At 29.1% G+C, this 21760-nt stretch carries 31 protein-coding genes, 1 pseudogene and 1 CRISPR repeat array; of the genes and pseudogenes, 9 read left to right on the plus strand and 23 right to left on the minus strand.

The annotated features are described in order from the left end of the window. The first annotated feature begins 56 nt into the window (after nucleotides 1–56). Genes CURI_RS15670 through CURI_RS10970 form a run of 3 tightly spaced genes read left to right on the plus strand, consistent with a single transcriptional unit; the run spans nucleotide 57 to nucleotide 744 of the window. Complete coding sequence (locus CURI_RS15670) at nucleotides 57–263, plus strand: spore coat associated protein CotJA (RefSeq protein WP_041701795.1); 207 nt, start codon at nucleotides 57–59, stop codon at nucleotides 261–263. Nucleotides 264–279: 16 nt separating this feature from the next. Next, nucleotides 280–531, plus strand: a complete 252-nt coding sequence (locus tag CURI_RS10965; RefSeq protein WP_041701796.1) for a spore coat protein CotJB — start codon at nucleotides 280–282, stop codon at nucleotides 529–531. Nucleotides 532–546: 15 nt separating this feature from the next. Continuing rightward, a complete protein-coding gene (locus tag CURI_RS10970) occupies nucleotides 547–744 on the plus strand; it encodes a manganese catalase family protein (RefSeq protein ID WP_014968332.1) in 198 nt (65 codons plus the stop codon). Between the two features lie 105 nt (nucleotides 745–849). Here the strand turns inward: CURI_RS10970 and CURI_RS10975 are convergent, their stop codons facing one another. The 23 genes from CURI_RS10975 to CURI_RS11065 all read right to left on the minus strand — a co-directional run bounded on the left by CURI_RS10975 (nucleotide 850) and on the right by CURI_RS11065 (nucleotide 14252). After that, nucleotides 850–1545 (minus strand): ADP-ribosyltransferase, encoded by a 696-nt coding sequence (locus tag CURI_RS10975; protein ID WP_014968333.1) that lies wholly within the window; start codon nucleotides 1543–1545, stop codon nucleotides 850–852. Between the two features lie 141 nt (nucleotides 1546–1686). Beyond that, nucleotides 1687–2115 carry a hypothetical protein gene (locus CURI_RS15675; protein ID WP_144276024.1) on the minus strand — a complete coding sequence of 143 codons (429 nt, stop codon included), beginning with the start codon at nucleotides 2113–2115 and terminating at the stop codon, nucleotides 1687–1689. A gap of 365 nt (nucleotides 2116–2480) precedes the next feature. Further along, nucleotides 2481–3245 (minus strand): hypothetical protein, encoded by a 765-nt coding sequence (locus tag CURI_RS10985; protein ID WP_144276025.1) that lies wholly within the window; start codon nucleotides 3243–3245, stop codon nucleotides 2481–2483. A 434-nt stretch (nucleotides 3246–3679) separates the two neighbouring features. Further along, a complete protein-coding gene (locus CURI_RS15430) occupies nucleotides 3680–3835 on the minus strand; it encodes an SPOR domain-containing protein (RefSeq protein ID WP_081580442.1) in 156 nt (51 codons plus the stop codon). Between the two features lie 74 nt (nucleotides 3836–3909). After that, a complete protein-coding gene (locus CURI_RS10990; RefSeq protein WP_014968336.1) occupies nucleotides 3910–4626 on the minus strand; it encodes a peptidoglycan recognition protein family protein in 717 nt (238 codons plus the stop codon). Nucleotides 4627–4635: 9 nt separating this feature from the next. Beyond that, nucleotides 4636–4887: a phage holin family protein gene (locus CURI_RS10995; protein WP_014968337.1), complete on the minus strand. Its 252-nt coding sequence runs from the start codon at nucleotides 4885–4887 to the stop codon at nucleotides 4636–4638. 11 nt (nucleotides 4888–4898) lie between these two features. Continuing rightward, nucleotides 4899–5102: a BhlA/UviB family holin-like peptide gene (locus CURI_RS11000; RefSeq protein WP_014968338.1), complete on the minus strand. Its 204-nt coding sequence runs from the start codon at nucleotides 5100–5102 to the stop codon at nucleotides 4899–4901. 130 nt (nucleotides 5103–5232) lie between these two features. Beyond that, nucleotides 5233–5760, minus strand: a complete 528-nt coding sequence (locus CURI_RS11005; RefSeq protein ID WP_014968339.1) for a DUF4352 domain-containing protein — start codon at nucleotides 5758–5760, stop codon at nucleotides 5233–5235. 314 nt (nucleotides 5761–6074) lie between these two features. Then, a complete protein-coding gene (locus CURI_RS11010; RefSeq protein WP_014968340.1) occupies nucleotides 6075–6422 on the minus strand; it encodes a hypothetical protein in 348 nt (115 codons plus the stop codon). 156 nt (nucleotides 6423–6578) lie between these two features. Continuing rightward, nucleotides 6579–7532, minus strand: a complete 954-nt coding sequence (locus CURI_RS11015; RefSeq protein WP_014968341.1) for a hypothetical protein — start codon at nucleotides 7530–7532, stop codon at nucleotides 6579–6581. Nucleotides 7533–7821: 289 nt separating this feature from the next. Further along, a complete protein-coding gene (locus CURI_RS11020) occupies nucleotides 7822–8181 on the minus strand; it encodes a PH domain-containing protein (protein ID WP_014968342.1) in 360 nt (119 codons plus the stop codon). Between the two features lie 352 nt (nucleotides 8182–8533). Next, nucleotides 8534–9136, minus strand: coding sequence for a hypothetical protein (locus tag CURI_RS11025; protein ID WP_014968343.1), 603 nt, complete (start codon nucleotides 9134–9136; stop codon nucleotides 8534–8536). Nucleotides 9137–9313: 177 nt separating this feature from the next. Then, nucleotides 9314–9808, minus strand: coding sequence for a putative metallopeptidase (locus CURI_RS11030; RefSeq protein WP_014968344.1), 495 nt, complete (start codon nucleotides 9806–9808; stop codon nucleotides 9314–9316). Nucleotides 9809–9907: 99 nt separating this feature from the next. Continuing rightward, nucleotides 9908–10306, minus strand: coding sequence for a Holliday junction resolvase RecU (locus CURI_RS11035; protein WP_014968345.1), 399 nt, complete (start codon nucleotides 10304–10306; stop codon nucleotides 9908–9910). Nucleotides 10307–10613: 307 nt separating this feature from the next. Further along, a complete protein-coding gene (locus tag CURI_RS15680; protein ID WP_144276026.1) occupies nucleotides 10614–10865 on the minus strand; it encodes a DnaD domain protein in 252 nt (83 codons plus the stop codon). 19 nt (nucleotides 10866–10884) lie between these two features. Further along, nucleotides 10885–11382, minus strand: a complete 498-nt coding sequence (locus CURI_RS11040) for a helix-turn-helix domain-containing protein (RefSeq protein ID WP_014968347.1) — start codon at nucleotides 11380–11382, stop codon at nucleotides 10885–10887. A 157-nt stretch (nucleotides 11383–11539) separates the two neighbouring features. Further along, nucleotides 11540–11998: a hypothetical protein gene (locus CURI_RS11045; RefSeq protein WP_014968348.1), complete on the minus strand. Its 459-nt coding sequence runs from the start codon at nucleotides 11996–11998 to the stop codon at nucleotides 11540–11542. After that, nucleotides 11989–12207: a hypothetical protein gene (locus CURI_RS16185; RefSeq protein ID WP_228370420.1), complete on the minus strand. Its 219-nt coding sequence runs from the start codon at nucleotides 12205–12207 to the stop codon at nucleotides 11989–11991. The genes CURI_RS11045 and CURI_RS16185 overlap by 10 nt, the downstream gene beginning before the upstream one ends. Nucleotides 12208–12210: 3 nt before the next feature. Continuing rightward, nucleotides 12211–12414 (minus strand): hypothetical protein, encoded by a 204-nt coding sequence (locus CURI_RS11050; RefSeq protein ID WP_014968349.1) that lies wholly within the window; start codon nucleotides 12412–12414, stop codon nucleotides 12211–12213. 246 nt (nucleotides 12415–12660) lie between these two features. Beyond that, on the minus strand, nucleotides 12661–12927 hold the full coding sequence (locus tag CURI_RS11055) for a hypothetical protein (protein ID WP_014968350.1): 267 nt from the start codon (nucleotides 12925–12927) through the stop codon (nucleotides 12661–12663). Nucleotides 12928–13206: 279 nt separating this feature from the next. After that, entirely contained in the window at nucleotides 13207–13377 is a 171-nt protein-coding gene (locus tag CURI_RS15570) for a hypothetical protein (protein WP_014968351.1), read from the minus strand. A 170-nt stretch (nucleotides 13378–13547) separates the two neighbouring features. Further along, on the minus strand, nucleotides 13548–13967 hold the full coding sequence (locus CURI_RS11060) for a hypothetical protein (protein WP_014968352.1): 420 nt from the start codon (nucleotides 13965–13967) through the stop codon (nucleotides 13548–13550). A gap of 102 nt (nucleotides 13968–14069) precedes the next feature. Continuing rightward, the gene (locus tag CURI_RS11065) at nucleotides 14070–14252 is read right to left on the minus strand and encodes a hypothetical protein (protein WP_041701797.1); all 183 of its coding nucleotides are present in this window, start codon (nucleotides 14250–14252) and stop codon (nucleotides 14070–14072) included. A 154-nt stretch (nucleotides 14253–14406) separates the two neighbouring features. On the opposite strand from CURI_RS11065, the gene CURI_RS11070 reads away from it, so the two are divergent. The 6 genes and pseudogenes from CURI_RS11070 (at nucleotide 14407) to CURI_RS15915 (ending at nucleotide 21743) form a co-directional block, all read left to right on the plus strand. Then, entirely contained in the window at nucleotides 14407–14874 is a 468-nt protein-coding gene (locus tag CURI_RS11070) for a helix-turn-helix domain-containing protein (protein ID WP_014968353.1), read from the plus strand. A gap of 1291 nt (nucleotides 14875–16165) precedes the next feature. Further along, a CRISPR array of direct repeats spans nucleotides 16166–16856; the repeat unit is 30 nt; unit sequence ATTTACATTCTACTCTAGTTCTATTAATAC. Between the two features lie 300 nt (nucleotides 16857–17156). After that, nucleotides 17157–18707 carry a recombinase family protein gene (locus CURI_RS11075; RefSeq protein ID WP_014968354.1) on the plus strand — a complete coding sequence of 517 codons (1551 nt, stop codon included), beginning with the start codon at nucleotides 17157–17159 and terminating at the stop codon, nucleotides 18705–18707. A gap of 38 nt (nucleotides 18708–18745) precedes the next feature. After that, a pseudogene (locus CURI_RS11080) lies at nucleotides 18746–19114 on the plus strand (manganese catalase family protein); the annotation flags it as partial. Between the two features lie 213 nt (nucleotides 19115–19327). Beyond that, nucleotides 19328–19570 carry a FeoA family protein gene (locus CURI_RS11085; protein ID WP_014968356.1) on the plus strand — a complete coding sequence of 81 codons (243 nt, stop codon included), beginning with the start codon at nucleotides 19328–19330 and terminating at the stop codon, nucleotides 19568–19570. Nucleotides 19571–19591: 21 nt separating this feature from the next. After that, nucleotides 19592–20362: a FeoB small GTPase domain-containing protein gene (locus CURI_RS15910; protein WP_014968357.1), complete on the plus strand. Its 771-nt coding sequence runs from the start codon at nucleotides 19592–19594 to the stop codon at nucleotides 20360–20362. Further along, entirely contained in the window at nucleotides 20355–21743 is a 1389-nt protein-coding gene (locus CURI_RS15915; RefSeq protein WP_014968358.1) for a nucleoside recognition domain-containing protein, read from the plus strand. Before CURI_RS15910 ends, CURI_RS15915 begins: the two co-directional genes overlap by 8 nt. Nucleotides 21744–21760 lie beyond the last annotated feature (17 nt).

Consider the following 21760-nt stretch of genomic DNA (forward strand, 5'->3'; position numbering starts at 1 on the left):
TTGAGGCTTTAATGAGTAATATATTATTGTACCAGTTTTTTTAAGGGGGGATTTAAGTGTATAAAGATGATTGTAAAAAGAAACCAAGATATATTTCACCCGATTGTTTAAAACCTAACTCTAGGTATAAATTGGCTCATGCTTATGTTCCTTTTCAGACTATGGATAAGGTCTATTGTCCAGAAGACGCTCTTAAAAGAGGAACTCTGTTTCCTGAGTTACACTTACCTTATTATATTAGACAAGACGGTAAAAAATGTTAGTTAGGAGGTAATGTTTATGAATCGTGAAAGAAAAGCTTTGTTGATGCAAATAATGGAGATAGATTTTTCTTTACTTGAAACTAGCTTATATCTAGCTACTCATCCTGATGATGAGCATGCTCTAAGACTTCATAATACTTTAGCAAAAAAGTCTAAAGAGCTAATAAAAGTATATGAATGTAATTTTGGGCCTTTAACAAATAAGGGTATGAGTAAGTTCCCTTGGCAATATATAAATAGTCCTTGGCCATGGGATGAAAAATTTTGATAAGGAGGTTAGTTTATGTGGGTTTATGAGAAAAAACTGCAATATCCAGTAAGAGTTGATACTTGTAATCCAGCTCTTGCACAAATGATTTTAGAGCAATTCGGTGGTGCTGATGGAGAATTATCAGCTGCTATTAGATATTTAAGTCAAAGATGGAGTATGCCTACTGATGAAGCTAAAGGTATCTTGAACGATATAGGTACAGAAGAATAGGTACATAGACGTTATCTTTAATGACTTTACTAACAAATTCTTTGACATAAAACTAATAAATATCTAATGTAAAATAAAAAATAGTAAACTCGTAACAATTTACTGTTATAATACATTTAGATATATAAGTTGACATTCGTATATCATTTTATTTAATCGCTTATCGAAATATGGATATTCTATCATTGATAAATAGCCATTTGGATAAAGTAAAATTTCTTGTTCATTTCTGAAAGTTACAGTATTCACATATATTCCTACCGAACCTTTCTCAACATATATTTTTAACATATTCTTGTGATTAGTATATGCTTCGCCAGAATTTACAATATCAGAAAGAAGACTGGTGCTAAGAAATGCCTTTTCTTGTGTAGCAATACAAGAATTTTTATTATTATTCTCAATAAGTTTCTTAATAAACGTATCACCCACTAATCTATAGACAACAATGTTTTCTGGTATTCTTGGAGCACTTCCTAACACTAGCGTTAAAATATGTGATAATTCACGGTAATGACTAAATTTATCATCTTTACCAAACCTCAAATAGGGATTGATTTCTCTATATGTATTTCCACAGTAACATTCAATAGGGTTGCCAGATAAACCCATGTTTAGAATTGAGTTAGAAGTTCTCATTGTTTTCTTATATTTTTCAGACCAATCTGTATAATATTCTTGCCCCCATGTCTTTGCAGAGCTTATATCTTTGAACTCTCTGTACTTTTGCTTATCATAAATTTCCCCATTAAGTTTTCCATATTTATTTTCATTTGTAAACCTTTTTATATGCTTTATCATATACTGCTATCCTCCAGCATTATTTTTGTATATTGTATCATACACATCATAATCTTAGTCATAAATATTTATAGTAAACTATATAATTAATTATGGTATAGTGAAGTTTCATTCATCCCACATATCTCCTAGCAACTTTTATTATTCTATTTTAGCAAGATTAGAATTTAAACTAATAAGATAAGCCTCTTTCAATAAGTTACTCATTCTCTTTAGCTTCCCATAATCAGAGATAATATCATCATATATGAATTGCTTTAATTGATAACCAATGATCAATAATTCTATTAATAAGACTGAAAAAGTTAGAAATAGATAAGTTGCATCTTGTACATTTTGAACCTCAGTATTATAAATACTTTCAATATAACAGATCCATAATGGGGCAAATAAACCAGCAATGATACCTCTATTAAGAATAAAGTTAGGTTTTAATTCTTTTATTTCGCTATCTATTATCTTAAGTAACATATCCATTTGTTCTTTATTATTTACATCAATTTTATTCATCTTTACTCTATCTTGGAATAAGCTTTTACATTTTTCATTATAATCTTTAGCAGAGCTCATTTTATGTACGTCCTTAACAACTCTGTTTGTTTCTCTATATAGAGTATGCATGACTAATAGTAATGGTAAAGGTTTAATAAATTCATGTATAGTTATATTATAAAATTTTATTAATACATACATTAATGACCATAATGCTAATATGATAAAAAACGTTAATAACACTTTCCATTTATGAAAATATCTAAAATAACGCTTATTAAAACTGAAAATTTGCTTATATTCATACAATAATTTGTCCACCATTCTATCACCACCAATATCTAAGCTCTTAATTCAACTACAAATCACAAAATTTCTAAACCACTCCTCGAAATAACTAAAAGTAACTTCATAGAAGATATTCTGAACAAATATCTCATAAATTATTTTATAAAAAAGTTCTTGACTCTTAGTATATTATTCATTACAGAAACTCCTATAGGATATTGTTCTGGTTTTAACTTATCTTTGTTTAATAATATTTTATTATTTATATCCTCTATTAAGCTGTCATCTACAATATGATGCTTTTGAAATAAACTAACGTATTTATTAAATAAATTTTCATCTTTTAACTCTAGTACTATATATAATAGAAAATCTTTAACACAATCAATATAACTTTTCTCTTCTTCACCTTCTATATCAATGAAGAAGCTAGCTAATTTTTGGTTAATATCTATGTCCATTAAACAATTATTTATATATATCTTTTTTAGAGAATCTATTTTCCCATCATCATCCTGATATTTTAAATATTTAGCTAACTTATACAAGAATATTTTAATTCCATTAGACTGTTTTTGTATTTCTGAAGCCCTTTTATTATGTAAATGCGAGCTATATGGTTTTAACATAAGCGCCATACTGTAAACAGTAATTAGTCCTATAAATTTTAGATCTATTTTAATATCATTTTTTCCATAAAAAAATATATTCGATATAAATCTTATCAAAAAATTTGAATAAGCATAAATTGCGAATATAGTTATAGTTAATATAAGTATATTATGCGTAGATGTCAGTACTAGCTTAGTTGCCTCCTTCATCCATTCTAATGATATATGAGGTTTTTTTAAAATAAGTTGCTTGTTAAGTTTGTCATTGATTAAATCTATATATTTCTGAGATTTAAGTAAAAAAATCACATAATAGACTCCTACTATTGACAAGAAAATAGCTAAATTATGAATCTCTTTATAATTAATGTAAACATCTATGGTGATATATAGAGTAACACTTAGTATCAAGTAGTAATATGCAGTTAAACTATAAATATTAAGCACTCTTTTAAATATAGGAGATACTATAATTGCTATTGCTAAAATTAAGGATATGGCAGGGATAATAACTCTAGGATCTTTAAACATATAATATCACTCCATAAAAAAACATATAATCCTTTTACATTATATCAAAATATATGTTTTTTGTAAACAATTAATATATATAATATATTAATTAATTTATACAACTGCTTACTATAAAAATTTTGCCTATGAATATTATATAGTGAGCAGTTATATAAGATGATATAAACCATAGTTTACTTTATAATCTACACCCTAAGCATATTTATTTTTTAAGAGTATACTATTATAGCTTGATATCCCTTAGTCTTTAGTTTATTAGTCAATCTATCTACATTATTTTTTACATTAAATTCTCCGACTTGTACTTTATATAGTCCGCTCACTTGAACTACCGTAGAACTATGCCTCTTAGTCTTAATATCCATTTACAATACTATCCGTATTTGCTCTTACACTAGATGAACTTACTTCAATGCTATAAATTCCTTCACTTTTAATGTCATTTAATTAAATTTAATATACCCTTTCTAATTCTATTAACTATAGCTATCATTTCGCCCCTTGTAGCCCTGTCATTTAGGTTACTACTGCTTATTCCTTCCACTTTATTTTGATATAAAAATTGATTCAATTCTTCTAAGTCTTTATACGCCCAATGGTCTGAGTTCTGACCTTCTCCTTTTAAACTTGGAGTTATAATCTCTCTTACTATATTTATAATCTCTTCCCTAGTCATATCTTTGCTTCCTCCTTCTAATTCTATTTTTACTAAAGCTAAGAATTCAATCCATCCTTGCCAGTTATTATAACTTAATATACTAGGACAATTTTTCTTAGTCCAATCATAATGTCTTTTAAGTCTATCTACTCCCCAATTTCTTTCTCTTAGCAGTTTAGCTACTAATGTAACTGTATTATCTATAACCTTTTGTCTGCTTCCACTTTCACACATTTCAATACTTATAGAACTACTATTTCCTGTCCCTGCATGAATAGTTCTTTCATCAAGTGGAATACACTCTATAGCTTCTTTCTCATCTACTACAATGTGAAAGCTAGCTTCTCTTAAATTATCTTCTCTATCTAATTTATCTCTTTCATTTTGTGCTTTACTTTTTGGATTAGCTGTACTATGAATAGTTATAGACGTGGGTATAATTTTAGTTCCTGATCTAATATGTTTTCTTTTTCTAACGTGTTGAATTTTATAAATCATAATGATCACCTACTCATCTTTTTTAAGTTGTTTTATGGCCGGATTACCAAGGACTGCTACACCGGTAACGAGTATTCCTTGTAATGCAGAATTAACATTTAATCCTGATAGCCCTATAGAACTAAAAATACCTATAGCTATTAAAGCTATAGGTATATACTTATCCTTTATTAACATTGTATTCTTCAAAAATACTCCTATTATATATAGTGTAGAAATTAAAATTATAGAACTTTGATTTACGGAATCTAAAAGCTGCACACCATCATCTCCTATTTGAATATCTTATTCTTTATTTCTTTAACATCTTTCTGTACTTCTTCTACAATATTAAATTTCTTAGTTAGATTATCTATTATATTCTGATACTTACCTTCTCTTTTCCCATTTGTATTAAGTACATAGAAAAGCATAACCACAAATAAACTAGCCCACAATCCTTGACTTAGAGCTAGTTTTATAATTTCTTTTTCCATTTCACACCTCACTTCTTATAAAAATAGACATAAGAAAAGGGACTATTGCTAGTCCCTTATTTTGTCTTAGTTTTTATATTTAACTTAATTTTAATAACTTTTAAGTATCATTAACGCTTTTATTAGCAGATTATTGTAGTGTAATTTTTACTACTCCAATACCTTTGCCTGTTAAAGATGGATTTATCTCTAGTTCAAATTCATTTTGATCTTCTGGTACTTTATATACTAGCTCACCTTTTACTTTTCTTCCTGCTCCTAACGAACCGTCAACTTGACCTTTAGCATCTTCCACAATAGCTATATTATGACTAGTACCCTCTAAATCAACTAATTTGAACATCATTACAGAACTTATTGCTTCTTCTTCACTTCCTGTGTTTTCTACTGTAGTATTAATATATACATATTTAATTCCTTCAGGAGCTTTTATAAAGTCTCCTCCTTTTGAAGTTCTCGTTTCATGCACAGTGAATTGTAAATCTCCCATCTTTATAGTATCTCCGATGTTAAACACTTCTGTTTTTGGACTTTCTTCAGATTGTGATTGATTTTCCACATCAGGGTTATCTACTTTTTCTGGTGTACTATCTCGTCCACATGCTACTAAAGCTAATCCTAGAACTAATGTAATAATAGATAATAATAATTTTTTCATGACCTACCTCCATAATTAATTATAATGTTGCCATGTCCACTATACACTAATTGCTCCATATTTCCCCATTAAATTTCATACAATATTACTCGTTTTTCGATATTTAGCAACTTTTCCTTTACACGGGTATGAATTGTATTATGCTATAACCCTAACTCTTTCAGTATTTCGCTTACATTATCTTTTAAATTAAACAACTTAGATACCTGCTCGGTCTTATAAACTCTACTTAAAACTAAGCTTACATCTTAGCTACCATCATATGCTAAGCTTCCTTCATTCGACCAAAGTATTTAAAATGTCCTTTAAAGCTTTTAATTCCAAATCACTACAAATATATATAACCAAACTATGATTTTATTACATAATAAAACCCTACTATAATTAACTTTAGATTTCTTGTATAGAAACAAAGTTATTAAAGCTGTTTGTAATCCTGTATAATTACCTACAAGACTTTTTATATTCCTCGTAAGAGAATCAGTATCTTTACTTCCACTTCCTAGAATATTATTCATTCTTTCTTGTGCGTTTCTAGTTCTTTCTGTTTCTGTTGACATCTGTTTTAGACCTATATCTACGTTTCTTATTGCTACTCTTGCACCTTCTAAATTTCTAGTAAGCTTTATATCTCTATTAGTTGAATTACTTAAATCATCCATAATATTCACTGTTAAATGCATGGCTTAAGTAACTTGTTGTAAAGGGCGGGTTATCATATCGAACATCTTTAGTGAGATTGATACACCTGTCATTTAATCACCTCGTTTTTTTACATAATAAAAGCACTCACTTTAGAGCGAGTGCTTTTTGAAAATTTATTCATCTAGTTTTGATATTTCATCTGAAAAAGCATTTAAATATTGACTAAATAATCCTGTGTCAAATTCATAATCACTAGCATTTGCAGTTGGTTTCTTAGCTTTTATTAATCCGTATAATCTATCAATTTCAGATGATAATTTTCCCCATATCATTTTTAAATTAGAGTATTTTTCATCCTCTAATCCATTTATATATGTGTCATATTCAGGTTTTTTGCTCATTGATTCATCTAACTGAGTTAATGTAAGATCAATATCCATTGTCTTTCCAACGCTATTTTTACCAATTTTTAAGTAAGAGTCAATATCACAGAATCCTTCATTCCATAAATCTCCAACAATATAATTATTTATTTCATTTAGTTTATTCCCTCCACCAAAACCTTCAGTAGAACTAATCAATCCTCCGAATATTGCATCTTTCAAGCTCTCATCCATATCTAACTTCCAAACACCTTCTACCTTTGTTAGCTTAACATCTACAACAGATGTTAATAGCTTATTATCTTCATTTTTTAGTAGATCGATGAAAATTTGCTCCATTTCATCATCCTCACTATTGTTTTCATCTTGAACAAAAGCATTACTCATAGCAGTTGAAAATGCTTGACTTATATACTCTCCTAAAATAGGTTTCATGTCTATGCTGGTAATCTCTGCTTTTACAACGGCACTATCATTTTTTACATCAGAAGATAAAATCTTAAAGTTCAAATTCTTAAGCATAAGCTTTAAAGTCTCTTCATTTTCTAATAAGTCTTCTTTTGAACTGTTCTCTTTAATTAAATCACTATATGTAAAATATTTTTCAGCTTCCTGCTTATTTAGGCTTTTTACTGCATTTAATGCGTTAGTTGTTGCCTGTTCAGGTGTCTCTGTATTTCCACTGCAAGAAGCAAATATGAACATTGTGAAAAACATGCAGAGTAAAATTGATACTTTTTTCATTTAAAAACCTCCCTTTCTAGTAGATGATACCATAAAAGGAGTATTTAATCTACTTTTTCATATTATTCATTTCCTTTTCTTTAACTATAATTCTTTTACTACAAGAGCAATTTGTCACCTCCTTTCAGGGCATAAAAAAGACACTTTTAAAAGTGTCTTTTTGTGTTAATTTTCTTTTTTATTGAGCAAGTAAAGATTTTCCTTAATAAAATAATCAATATCCTTTAAGTTTCTTTGTTTGAAGTATAAAAAAGCCTTTCCTTATGTACGTGCTTTTTTCTCATTCTGTTTAAATACGGCTATTGATTGCATCTCTTATTTTCTCAGGCTCTGCCATAGTACTGTACTTATATCCATCTCCACTTGTTGTAATAATTATATCTCCATATCCAAATATTCTCCCAAATAAAGACTTCTCAACTCTTACACTTTGAATGTGTTTTAGTGGACTGTTTTGTGTATCTTTTTTTAGTATACCTGTTTCACCATATATCATTCCGTTGTCTACTACTATTTTAGTATTAATAATCTTTAGAACCTTAACCGGTAAAGTAACTATTCCTACAAGAAAAAAAAGTAAAATTATATCAGGTACAACACCTATCCAACTTGGCTTAAATTCAAGACTATCTAAAGCTTTACTTTCCATAAATGACACCTCCTTTAATTATATTCCTATATATATTACTAGATATATACAAAGTTTTCAAGCATTATATAAATATTATTACTTTATCCTAATTTTCATTGAATTCTACTAGTATCCAAAATATCTCCCTTTAGGATTATACTAGATTATCGGGAAGCTAGTATTTAGCCTTAACCTTGGCTTTACCTGATAAAGTTTTAATTCTTAACTTTTGTCTTTTGAACAAGCTTAATATATTGTAAACAATACATTAGCTTTTAATTTCATACATAAAGAAAGACATCTTAAAAGTTACAATATTACTTGAGGAAACATCAAAAAACACTGACGAATAGTGTCCCTTTTACTAAAACTATCTAATGTTACATTGATACTCTTGATTATTTACGTTTATTTTTAAAGCTAACTTGCCATTACTTTGCTCTACCTCGTCAGGAACTTCTGCTAAAAAGTGTAGTGTCCCATTTTTAAGTGGTTCAATAGATGTTATATTCGTATAAGTAAAGCTTCCTCCATTATCTTCTTCTATAGTGCTAAATGTAGAATATTTATATTTATCATTATAAATAACTTCTACAGACATGAACTCATCTGCACTCCTTCCAGATGTTAGTAAGCTTTTTATGTTAATAACAGTATCTAGATAGGTTGTGTTTGGCTCTTTTGCTTCGTAATAAGTATAAAAAGATGCTGGATTTGGTGGATTTATTGTCTTTCCAAATTTAATATCATTGATTACAAATTCACAAAAATCGTCTACTGTAATCGTCTGTCCTTTTTCAATAACTGTAACTTTAGGTTCTTCAATCTCCTTTTCCTCTTGTTCAACATGCATTTTTTCATCTTCACTTTTTTGAATGACAGAGCTATTTAAATTTCCAGTATCTTTATTAGAATTACATCCCATAAGAGTCATGACTAAAGATAAACTTAGAAATAATATGACTTTTTTCATTTTAATTCCTCCTTTTTAGTAAATCATACCATATAAGGAAGGGCTAATCTACCTTTTAATCTTATCAATTTCCTTTTTATCAGCCTTTACCTTCAACCATATATAAAAGCTTTTTCTTTTCTGTCTATTTTATCTAATTGTAGCCCAATCTTTCCCTAATGTAGCTACTAAGTTATCCTAATCTTCTACATCATGTGAAGCTATATCTCCATACTCATCTATTTGCCTTAGCTCATGACATAAGAGTTCTATTATTTGTGATCTAGATATTCTTTCTATAAAGTAACTTCTAGTTTCCATTACATAGTCATATCCGATCATTGAACTTAGATGCTTATTAGCTTTTGAAGCTTTAGCTACCCAATGCTTTTTAGGTTTTATAGAGTCTGGTGGTATCCAGTCCATTTCTTCTATGAAAAGTATTCGTGTAGGTCTTATATGTCTCAGCTCTTGATATTTCTTAACTAGCTTTTCAGCTATAGGTTTATAAATATAGCTTATAATCCAGTGCTTTTCTCCAAACTTTCCATTATCCAAACTTCTTACATGTCTTATGCTTCCGTCGTCAGTTAGGTTCGTAAAGGCTATGTTATACCCACAGTTAAACGTTATTTCTTCAAGTTTTTCTTCTGTTTCTTTATTAACCACTAATATTTGTTTCTGCATATTCATCTAACCCCCCCTTAAATAATCTAGCATTATACCTTCCCTACTTTTAACTTCTACCATTTCCCCTATTGGTATAAAGTTAAATCCTCTCTTTCCTTTGTTCTATTGCCATCTATCCCAATAACTTATAACAATTTGCCCACCTATGAAAAACCTTTTATTATAAGCTTTTATATAGAATAAGATAAAGCTTGCTTCATCCATATCTAGAGCTTTTCTTATATATTCTATCTGATGAGGTTGTATGTAACTTAGTGGCAATCCTCTATCATCTTCACTTTCTTTACAATCAAATGATATTGATACTCCACCTTTTACAGTACCTCTAAAATCTAAAGTACTTTTGCCTTCTGGAAAGGCTGAGACTATCTTCTTCCCATTTCTTATAACTTTCCAAGGTGTGTTTATTTTCTGTATTAAAGCTATTTTTTTATATTCATAGCTCTCATTAGACCTTATAACCTCTTCTTCAAAGAGCTTACACTTATTTACATACTTCATATTTTTTATAATTAATCAAATTGCTCAGCCCCCATTATCTCCTTAACTACTTCAATTGCTTTCTTTAAAGTCCAGTTTGGATTTTCTCCTCACAGTCTTTCTACTTCCTCCGTTACAATTACTATGTCTTTCTCTATAGACTTCAAGGTTATCCTCCTCACCTATCAACTAGCCTTGGTATTTCTTTATCATTATTTCTCCTTATGTTTAAAGTCTTGTTTTCTAGCTGCTCTGAACTATACTTACTTGTCCGTTGTTCAAAGTTGTGAAATTTAGTTTTAATTTTTGGTAATTGATTATTAGGTGTTTAGATGAGATTATCTTTTTTCTCTAACTGCATTCCAACTTTATTTTTCCAGTTTTCTAAAATACCTTTTACATAGCTTTTACTTCTCTTGCCCTGTTCTTCTGCTATTAACATTGTATTCTTACACCATTCAAAACCATATTTCTCTAGCATTTGACTTATCCAGTTAACAGTTAATCCATTAGGTTGCCCTATACACTCTTGATATAGCTTTACTAGTTCTCCAAACTCTTTATCTGTATCTAGATCTATTTTAGATTGTTTCTTTTTTCTAGACCACTACTATAACAACTGCTTTTCTTTTTCTCTTTTTGTAGTTGTTGTTTTTTAATACTGTTGCTTTTAAAAAACTGTTATTATTAGCATATTCATTTTCAATACGTTGAATTTCAACATCTTCATTTTCTATATCTGCATTTTGAAGAGGTTGATTTTCAATGACCATTTGATTTAGCGTGTAAACATTATTATCTCTTTTGACCTCTTTTCTAGTCCTTGTGATAGTTATATAACCAAGGCTAACTAATATTTTTCTATGCTTGTAAAATCTATTTGCGTCTATTCCCAAATCTTTTATCATTTTCTCAACTCCGGGAAAGGCTGTATCTCCTGCTCCTGCATAGCCTGCCATATAGGCATATATAGCTTTAGCTTCTATGCTAACTCTTTCATCTAACATCACTACTTTTGGTATCATTCCAAACCCTTTTTTTCTGATATCCCCTATTTCACCTTTTAAGTAATCTGCCATATAAATCACCTTTTTCATTTGCTAAAAGAGCCTCTCCTTAGAGAGGCCCCTATATTTATTTACTCATAATTAGTTTCTAAAAACTCTACATACTCTTTCTCAGTCATTGGTTTTTCATCATTCCAATAACATATTCATAGATATTCTTCATAGGTGTATCTTCTCATAATCTCATCTACCTTTGCTTATTTTGACAATCTCTACACAATGCTCGTCCAAATTTATTATTGCTATATGCATTTACTGCCTGTGTAATATCTACTCCACATTCTAAGCACTTATATTCTGTTTCTTTATCTTTTTCAGTGTTGCTTTTACTGCTCGTATTATCTGCTTTTATATGCTTTCCTGTCTCATATCTTACTGTTCCTTGGTTATCAACTATCACAAGTCTATCTATTTCTTTGTTTTCGTTATAACTTATTTCTTTAACTCTAAACTTTGTTTTAACATTATACTTTCCTCTGTTTTCAGTTATCTCATTACTATTTAGACTAATCCATATAAAAGGAGCTGTATAAAGCTCTCTTCCTATACCTAAGTTAAAACATGCTCTTTTAAAGCTATCTGATGCTTGCCCTTTTTCTTTTTCTGCATAGCTTTCAACTCCAACATCTTGTTTACTTATCCACATTTGTTTCTCCTTATCTCAGACTGATATAGTACAAAACAAGTTATTATTTTTAAGCTCATGCTTTCTTTGCATCCCATTATCCCAAAGGTTTCATCTAATATTTTCATATCACATCTTGCATCTTTAAATAGAAGCAAAGAACATCCATTTTGCTTTACTGTTTGTACTCTACACTCTATTTCATCAGCTCTCAATGTTCTTATATTCACTTTCTACACCTCCTGTTTCACTTTCTCAAGTGCTTCTATTGTACTTTCTATAAGATTTTTATATTCGGTTAGGCTAATTACTCTACTTCTTGCATAGTCCCTCATATCTTTTGTATATTCTTTATTCTCAGTTGCTCTTATGTGTATCTCTAAGTTTTCATCTATATTTTTAAGTCTGTATTTCCATTCTTTTATAATCTTTTTCATTTTTAATATCTTTTTGCCATCTTACTAAAAATATCTGTTTTATCTTCTTTTAGTGAATACTTGTCCTCTTGATAGTTATTAATATCTAATTTTAATCTCATTCTAAGTTCATGTAAGCGTTCAGTTGAAGGTTCTATTATTTTTAAAATTTCATCATCTGTAATTGCTTCATCACCTTCTAATCATTTAAAGTATCTATGGCTAATTCTACTTTTCTTAGTGATTCTACTGTCTCTCTATACATCACTATACTTCCTTCTTCATTAACCAATTTATACATTCTTCTAGTGATTTGAACTCTTTTTTATAAGCTTTCCCTATATTATTATTTACTGCTATATATAAATTAGCCTTGGTATCTTTTGTCCAAAATAAGCCTAAAGGTTTATGAGTATTTATAATGTCTTCTATAATTTCCATAGACACTAGTTGACAATATACTTTACCTAGCATATCTCTGTTACACATTCTTAAGCCTAATATTTGTTCATCTACATAATCTAAATCATTCAAAAGTAATTTCTTTTTTTCTTGCCACTCTTTTATCTAATTGCTATTTCTTTTTAAACTTTTTTGATATCATCGTTTATTTTTAGCATGACAACTTTTTCTCCTTTATGCTATAATGTACGTATTGAATATTTTTTTAATTTAAGCTCTTTGGAGTACCAGCTCCGAAGGGCTTTTTCCTTTTTATTAAGTCACACCATTTTTGATAATTAAAACTTTTTTCACTGCGATATACTTTATAGCTACTACACGTCTTTTTGTCTATATTGATAATTTGCAATTTTATACCTCCTCCCCTTCTTCATCTTCCCCTGAATCTTCCCTCCAGATTTCAAGTCCCAGCCTATTGAGTCCTTTTTTAATTTTATTCCAATCATCCTCTGTTAATGGTGGCGGTGCTACTATGTGTACTGTAGTATTTCCTAGCTTGTAAGTTGCATCGTATTTCTTCATACTTCATTCCCCCTTTATAATACTTATGAAAAGCTCTGGTTGTACTATACTGCAAAATATTTTGAGGCTTTATAGAGTTCATTATATTATTTAACTCCTCTTTCTTATTTTCATTGCTCTGTTTGTCCATCCTATCGTTATTAATACTTAGTTTTGAATCAGTTGTAGGACTACCCATTTCTCTCATTAGCTAAATATTTAAAGATATTATTAGGGCTTATATTTGAATAAAGTGATTCATATTCTGTTTTGATTTCTTCTAATGATTTATATTCCAAATATTCTTTAGAATATACGTGTTCATTGCTCATTATCATGTAATTATAATTACTTATATCAATAGCATCTATACTTTTGAGCCAATCTAGTTTCTCTTTTGATATATCCCTCACCTCCTCTACCAGTTGTAGATTTGTATTGATAGTTGATTCAATCTTTTTATTCATTTCTTCTACTTCTTTTAAAAATTCTTTATAAATCTTTTCTTCTTTTTTAATAAACTTATTTATTTCAGAAATTATATATATTTTTACTACTGCAATAGAACATATGATACTTGACATCATAGTTATCAAATCTATATTCTTCATTCAATACCCCCTATTCAGTTTTCATTATTTGTCATATCACTCTTTCATCTTGTTGACAGAAGTATTTCTTAAATAGCCCTCTTAATAAAAAGTAACTATATCTTAAGCTGACTCTTTTTCTCTGTCTCTTTGCTTTATTTCCTCCATTTTCCTATATACATAACCTTGATTAAAGCCTTCTAGATGTGTAAGAATTAGTTGTTGTTTCTGAATACTTGATTGTTTTATAATCCTTACTATTTCATCTAGTACTGGTTTTTCTTCATTTTTTATTAAAATATCCATGTCTTTTCACACTCCTCTCACTATAAACTTCCCCTGTTGGTTGCTGCTTTTTCTTGTATATAGATATTGCATTCCCTCTTGTAGAATATATTAACCTTTTTATTTACAAACGGGAATTGTTATGCTAATATATTTCCATAAGGAGGTAATTGCATTGAAAGAAAGATTGTTAATGTTAAGAAAGGATTTGAAACTTAACCAACATGATTTTGGCTCAAGAATCGAAATGAGCAAAGCAAGTATTTCAGCTTTAGAAAAAGGCTTAAGAGATATAACTGATAGAACAGTAAAGCTTATATGTACTGAATTTAGTATAAATGAAGATTGGCTTAGATATGGTAAAGGAGAAATGTTCATTCAAGCTGATACCTTTTCACTTGATGACTATGCTAAACAAAATAATCTATCTGATTTGGAGTTAGATATTGTTAAAGCTTATATAAATCTTAATAGTGATATTCGTAAAGATATCATAACATCTTTAAAGGCCGTGTTTGATAATCATTCAGAAATAGCTGTTATTAAGGATGAAGAAAGCGATATTAATAAAGAGCTTGAAGCTTATAGGCTTGAGTTAGAAGCTGAACAAAGAGGAAGAAGGAAAAATGAAAATTTAACTTAAATAAAAATATATTTAATATTTTTGACTTTTAGCAGTATTTAAAAGGTTTGAAATTTAATATACATACTTCAATTTGGATATTCATTGTAAACATTTCTTAGTCTAAGATAAGAGTTATGATGAGTATTTAGTACATGTAGAAATTATTGAGAAACATTTTAAACATAATTGAAGGGAGATTTGCGGTAATGGATAAAATTAGGCACTTCACTGATAGATCTAAACTGAGCAATCGTTCAATAATTATGTCAATATCAATTGTTATTTGTTTTTTACTAATGTAATAGCAGCCTTCTTATCTGGTGACTGGGTGTCTGAAAATATATTGTTCATCTTATTTTCTTTCGTTACTATCTTTATCACTTTAGTGATAAATTTGCTTGGGACTATTTTGGGAATAATAGACATAATAAAATCTGAACAAAAGATAATATCTGGAATAGGAGCTACCTTAAATATTTTATCATTAATTACTATTATTATTTCATTTAAGAATTTAAATTATCTAAATGCAGTATTTTGGGCTCTAGATATACTTAAATAATAATATTTAGAAAAGTAGTTGAACTATTAAAATCTAAAGAAAGTTTATAATTTTAATAGTTATTATAAAAGATCAATATTCATATGAATAAGTACTTAAAGTGGATTCTAGATCACTTAAAGTTTTTTCTTATTTTCTTAGGATTAAATTTTTTATCGCAGAAGTTGTGGAACTGTTTTGAAGGAGATTCTCTCTTGCAAAATGCGATTGGAGTAACGATGTTCATTATGTTGTTTAAAAATTTCAGTAAAAAATAAGACAAATAAGTTTTACTAACTCGTGATCTTATTTAAAAAGAGTCAACATATTGTATATACAATATGTTGACTCTTTTGTTTTTTAATAATTTCGTAAAATTAGGTATTGATAAGAAAGTATATTATATTCTAATATAGTTCTATTAATACAAAGAAATGGAGATAAGAACACCTTTCACAGCCGAATTTACATTCTATTGTAGTTCTATTAATGCTGGTACAATGACTATAAATTAATAAGTTTTTAAAAACTTTACATTCTAATGTAGTTCTATTAATACACAAAGTATTATAGTAAATACAGGACTACTTACAGTCTTTACACTCTATTTTAGTTCTATTAATACTTATGTGTTAAAAACTTTATTCCAGTATCATCAACATTTACATTCTATTCTAGTTCCATTAATACTTTGATATAAAAATTATACCACAAGTGAAAATAGAAAGCTTATAATCTACTATAACTCTACAAGTAAAACAAATGATTATTAAATTTCTAATATAGTTCTATTAATACACAGTATGTAACTAAAAAAATAACGATTACGCTACAAAATTTACATTCTACTCTAGTTCTATTAATACAAGAGTACACTTCTTAGATCATTATTGACACATTTACATTCTACTCTAGTTCTATTAATACTCTTGCGACTGGAAATCCACTTATCAAGGAGAAAAATTTACATTCTACTCTAGTTCTATTAATACTATTGATACTACTTTTTCTTTTACCTTAAATGCTAATTTACATTCTACTCTAGTTCTATTAATACAATATCGAATCTAAATCCATTTCTCACGTCTACATTGATTTACATTCTACTCTAGTTCTATTAATACAATTACAGTTTGTACAAGTTTTGATATTTTTAATTATAATTTACATTCTACTCTAGTTCTATTAATACACGTCTAGACGTCTATGTTATATAATTATAAATAAGGATTTACATTCTACTCTAGTTCTATTAATACAAGAAAAGAAATTTTACGAACACTTGATTCTTGTAAGGATTTACATTCTACTCTAGTTCTATTAATACAGAGACTGGGGTTCTAATGCTAAGAAAAGAATGGATATTTACATTCTACTCTAGTTCTATTAATACAGTTGTTCAGCTTAGAGCTGAAGGTCTGTGGCTTTAATTTACATTCTACTCTAGTTCTATTAATACCCGTTATTCTGTGTATATCGATTTTTCTTTACTATAAATATGTTTTCTGTCTACCTATTCACTTTTTGTCGAAATATTATGTATTAATTAATTATATTTTATATAAAATCAATTTCAAGTGTGATTACATCTAAGTTTGTCTAACCTCAGTATTTTTTACACTACTACAGGTTGACATATATTTCTTCTTAAATAATATCTTATCCCCAGTATAACATATTATTTACAATAGATAAATAATAATAAAAGTATGATGTAATAAGGTAAATAAACAATTTATATCTTGAAAGGAGCTTTGATATGCAATATTGTATATATCTCCGTAAATCTAGATCTGATGAGGAAGCTGAACAGCGAGGAGAAGGTGAAACTCTTGCTAGGCATGAGAAGATATTATTAGATCTAGCTAGAAAACTAAAATTAAATATAACTAAAATATATAAGGAAGTTGTAAGTGGTGAAACTATATCTTCTAGACCTATCATGCAGCAGTTATTAAGTGAAGTAGAAGAAAAGTTATGGAGTGGTGTGTTAGTTGTAGAAGTTGAACGTCTAGCCCGTGGGGATACTATAGATCAAGGGACAGTATCACAGGCTTTTAAATATTCTAATACTAAAATAATAACTCCTGTCAAAACTTATGATCCAAATAATGAATTTGATGAAGAATATTTTGAGTTTGGCCTTTTTATGTCTAGAAGAGAATATAAGACCATAAATAGACGTTTGCAGCGTGGAAGACTAGAAAGTGTAAAGGAAGGTAAATACGTTGGTAATACTCCCCCATACGGATATGTCAGAAAAAAACTAGAAAAAGAAAAAGGCTATACACTAGAGCCGCATCCTGAACAGTCGGATATAGTAAAACTTATATACAAATTATACACAGAAGAAAATATAGGAGTATCTTTAATTGTAAGAAGATTAGAAGAATTAAAAATACCAACAGCAAAAGGTGGATATTGGTCAACTTCTACTCTAAGAGGAATCTTAAATAACCCTGTCTATATTGGCAAAATAAGATGGAAACATAGACCTCAGGTTAAGAAAGTTAAAGATGGTGAAATTATAAAAGAAAGACCTCGTTCTAATGATGTAGTAATTGTAGACGGTTTACATGAAGCAATAATAGATGAAGAAACTTTTAATAAGGCACAAGAAATACTGTCTGAAAATTCATCAGTTCCCGTTCCTACAAAATATACTATTAAAAATTCTCTAGCTGGAATAGTCAAGTGTGGTAAGTGCGGTAGAAATATGAATAGACGACCGTATGGAGAAAGGCAGCCTGCTACTTTAATGTGTCCTGTTCCTCAATGCTCTAATGTTAGTTCTCAACTACATTTAGTTGAACAAAAGTTATTAGAGTCTTTAGAAAAGTGGCTAGATAAATATAAACTAAAAATAAACTCTAATACAGATAACAATAATTTAAGCTTAGAGTTAGATGTAGTTAAAAAATCAATTCAAACTATAAATGAAGAGCTAGAAACACTTAACACACAGTCTGATAAACTTCATGACCTACTTGAGCAAGGCATATACTCAACAGAGAAATTTCTTGAACGTTCTAAGATCATATCTGAGAAAATATCCAAACTGAAAGATAATAAAAGTAATTTAGAGAAAGAATTAAATCAAAATAGATTAAAAGAAGAAAGTGACAGAACCATAATTCCTAAGATTGAAAGAATATTAAAGACATATAACACACTTGAAACACCAGATCAGAAAAATGAATTACTTAAGGAAGTTTTAACTGAAGTTGAATATAATAAAGAAGTGGGTGGAAGATGGCATGCTAAGCCAGATGACTTCAAGTTAGTTGTCCATCCTAAAATACCTAAATAGTTATACGATAACATCTATGTACCTAAGAATTAGCTCACTGGGAAATGATAGGTACTATAGTTTGGAAGCTGATAAAGGATGCTCCTATCAGTAAAATAAAGGGAACACCTTTCGAAGCTTATTATGTAAGCCATGGTAAAGCATTATATCCCGCAAATGCCGGTGGACATCCTTGGACTGCATCATTTATACAGTCTAAAGACGATCCTATAGCTTCTTTACATGAAGATATGGCTGCTGAGCAAAAAGCTAGAGCAACTTACGAGTATTTAATAAGAGTAAGTGATGATCCTGGCGTTAAGGATACTTTAAGATTTTTAAGAGAAAGAGAGGTTGTTCACTTCCAACGTTTTGGAGAGGCACTCTGTATAGTTCAAGAAGCATTAGATAGCAAGAAATATCATTAAATAGAATACTATAAATAAAAAGCTTCTTTCTAGTAATAGTTATTGTTTAAACAATAAATTATTCTAGAAGGAAGCTTTTTGTATGTAACTATTTTGTTAAAACAACATAGTATATGACTAATTGTACTATTGTTTTTAAAATATATATATTTAAAACTTAGTTTAGCCTAACTTTTTGTATATATTATAAAAAATTATAAAGGAGGTTTTTTTATGAAGGATAGTAAAGCACAATCTCTTAATACACTACCTATAGGTAGTGTAGTTAAAATAGATTCTATCCTGACCACAGGTGAGCATAGACGAAGAATTTTGGACTTAGGACTTATACCAGGATCTATAGTTACAATTGAGAGATCTAGTCCTTCTGGTAATCCTATAGCTTATAGAATAAGAGGTTCTTTAATTGCTTTGAGAAATGAAGAGGCTCAAAGTATTAAAGTTAATATTTTATAAATATGAGAGAGGTGTTTTGAAATGGGTCTAACTAGTCAATCATCTGGATTTAGCCTACTTAAAGAAAAGTTTAGTATTGAAAAAAAGTCTAAAGATGAAATAATAATAGCTCTTGCAGGAAATCCGAATACAGGAAAAAGTACCTTATTTAATAGTTTAACTGGACTTAGACAGCATACGGGTAACTGGCCAGGTAAAACTGTCACTAATGCAAAAGGAAGTTTTAAATATAAAGATAAAGACTTCTTACTAATTGATTTACCAGGAACTTATTCTATATTAGCGAATTCTGCTGAAGAAGAAGTAGCTAGAGACTTTATATGCTTTGGTCATCCTGACTTAACTGTAGTTATAACTGATTCCACTTGTCTTGAAAGAAACTTGAATTTAGCTCTACAAGTTATGGAGATAACTGATAATGTAATTGTATGCCTAAACTTAATGGATGAGGCAAAGCGAAAGGGAATTTCTATAGATATAAAGAAACTAGAGCAACTTTTAGGAGTTCCTGTAATACCTATTATAGCAAGAGATGGAAAAGGTATAGACGACTTACTAGAGGTAATATACAAAGTTGTTCAGAAAGAAATAGTACCATCTCCATATAAAATTAAATATTCTGAACATATTGAAAACTATGTTTCTAAAGTACAGAAACGTTTGTCAGATAGCTTATATGACAAATTAAATAAACGCTGGATTTCTCTTAGATTATTAGATGGTGATAAAGAGATTCTGAATAATATTGATTCGATCCTAACTTCTAGAATGAGTGGTGATATAGATGAGTAGTGTTTTTAAAAATAATATAGATAAACTTATGTGTTTAGTAGAGGAGCAAGAATCTAAAAGCCTTGGGGATGATATTGTTACCACAATATATCAAAACGCAGAACGTATAGCAAGTAGTGTAACTACAGTAAAAGACAACAGAAAAATCAAGTGGGATGAAAAGTTAGATAACATACTAACTTCTAGATTAACAGGTTTCCCCATAATGATTTTGTTATTAGCAGGTGTATTTTGGGTTACAATAGTCGGATCTAACTATCCTTCTGAGCTTTTGTCAAACATGTTTTTTAAACTTGAAGATAAAATAACTTTATTATTTAATTATTTTAATTCCCCTGAATGGTTACATGGTATTTTAGTATTAGGTATGTTTAGAGGATTAGGATGGGTTGTCTCAGTAATGCTTCCTCCTATGGCTATATTTTTTCCCATATTCACCTTACTAGAAGACTTTGGTTATCTTCCTAGAATAGCCTTTAATCTTGATAATATGTTCAGAAAATCAGGAACTCATGGAAAGCAAGCACTAACAATGAGCATGGGATTTGGATGTAATGCTGCGGGAGTTATTGCATCTCGTATAATAGATTCTCCTCGTGAAAGACTTATAGCTATAATTACTAATAATTTTGTTCCTTGTAATGGAAGATTTCCAATACTTATAGCTATGTCTATGATATTTATTGGAACATTTTCTAATAAGTATTCTACTGTACTTGCGTCACTATCTGTTGTTCTCTTAGTTCTTATTGGTGTATATATTACTCTTTTAGTATCTAAACTATTATCTAAAACTGTTTTAAAAGGTGTGCCATCTTCTTTCACATTAGAACTACCGCCATATAGAAAACCGCAGTTAGGTCGCATTTTAGTAAGATCTTTGCTTGATAGAACCCTGTTTGTCCTATGGAGAGCTGTTATAGTTGCTGCACCAGCAGGAGCTATAACTTGGTTAATTGCAAATACTTCTATTGGAGATATAAGCTTGTTAAACTATATTGCAAATATTTTAGATCCTTTTGGAAAATTACTAGGATTAGATGGTTTTATACTTATGGCTTTTATTTTAGGTATTCCTGCCAATGAGATAGTCTTACCTATCTTGATAATGAGTTATATGTCTAAAGGTTCTATGTTAGAGTTTGACACACTGGATTCTCTTAAAAATTTACTTTTAAATAATGGATGGACTATAATAACAGGAATAAACTTCATGTTATTTAGTTTACTTCATTTTCCTTGTGCTACAACACTTTTAACTATAAAGAAAGAAACTAATAGTACTAAATGGACTATATTTACACTTTTAATAACCACCTTATCTGCCATCGTTGTAACATTTCTAGTTAGTATGCTAGGTAAGCTATTTGGAATATCATAGTTAAAATAAGCAATTAT

The sequence above is a fragment of the Gottschalkia acidurici 9a genome (assembly GCF_000299355.1).
Lineage (GTDB): Bacteria > Bacillota > Clostridia > Tissierellales > Gottschalkiaceae > Gottschalkia > Gottschalkia acidurici.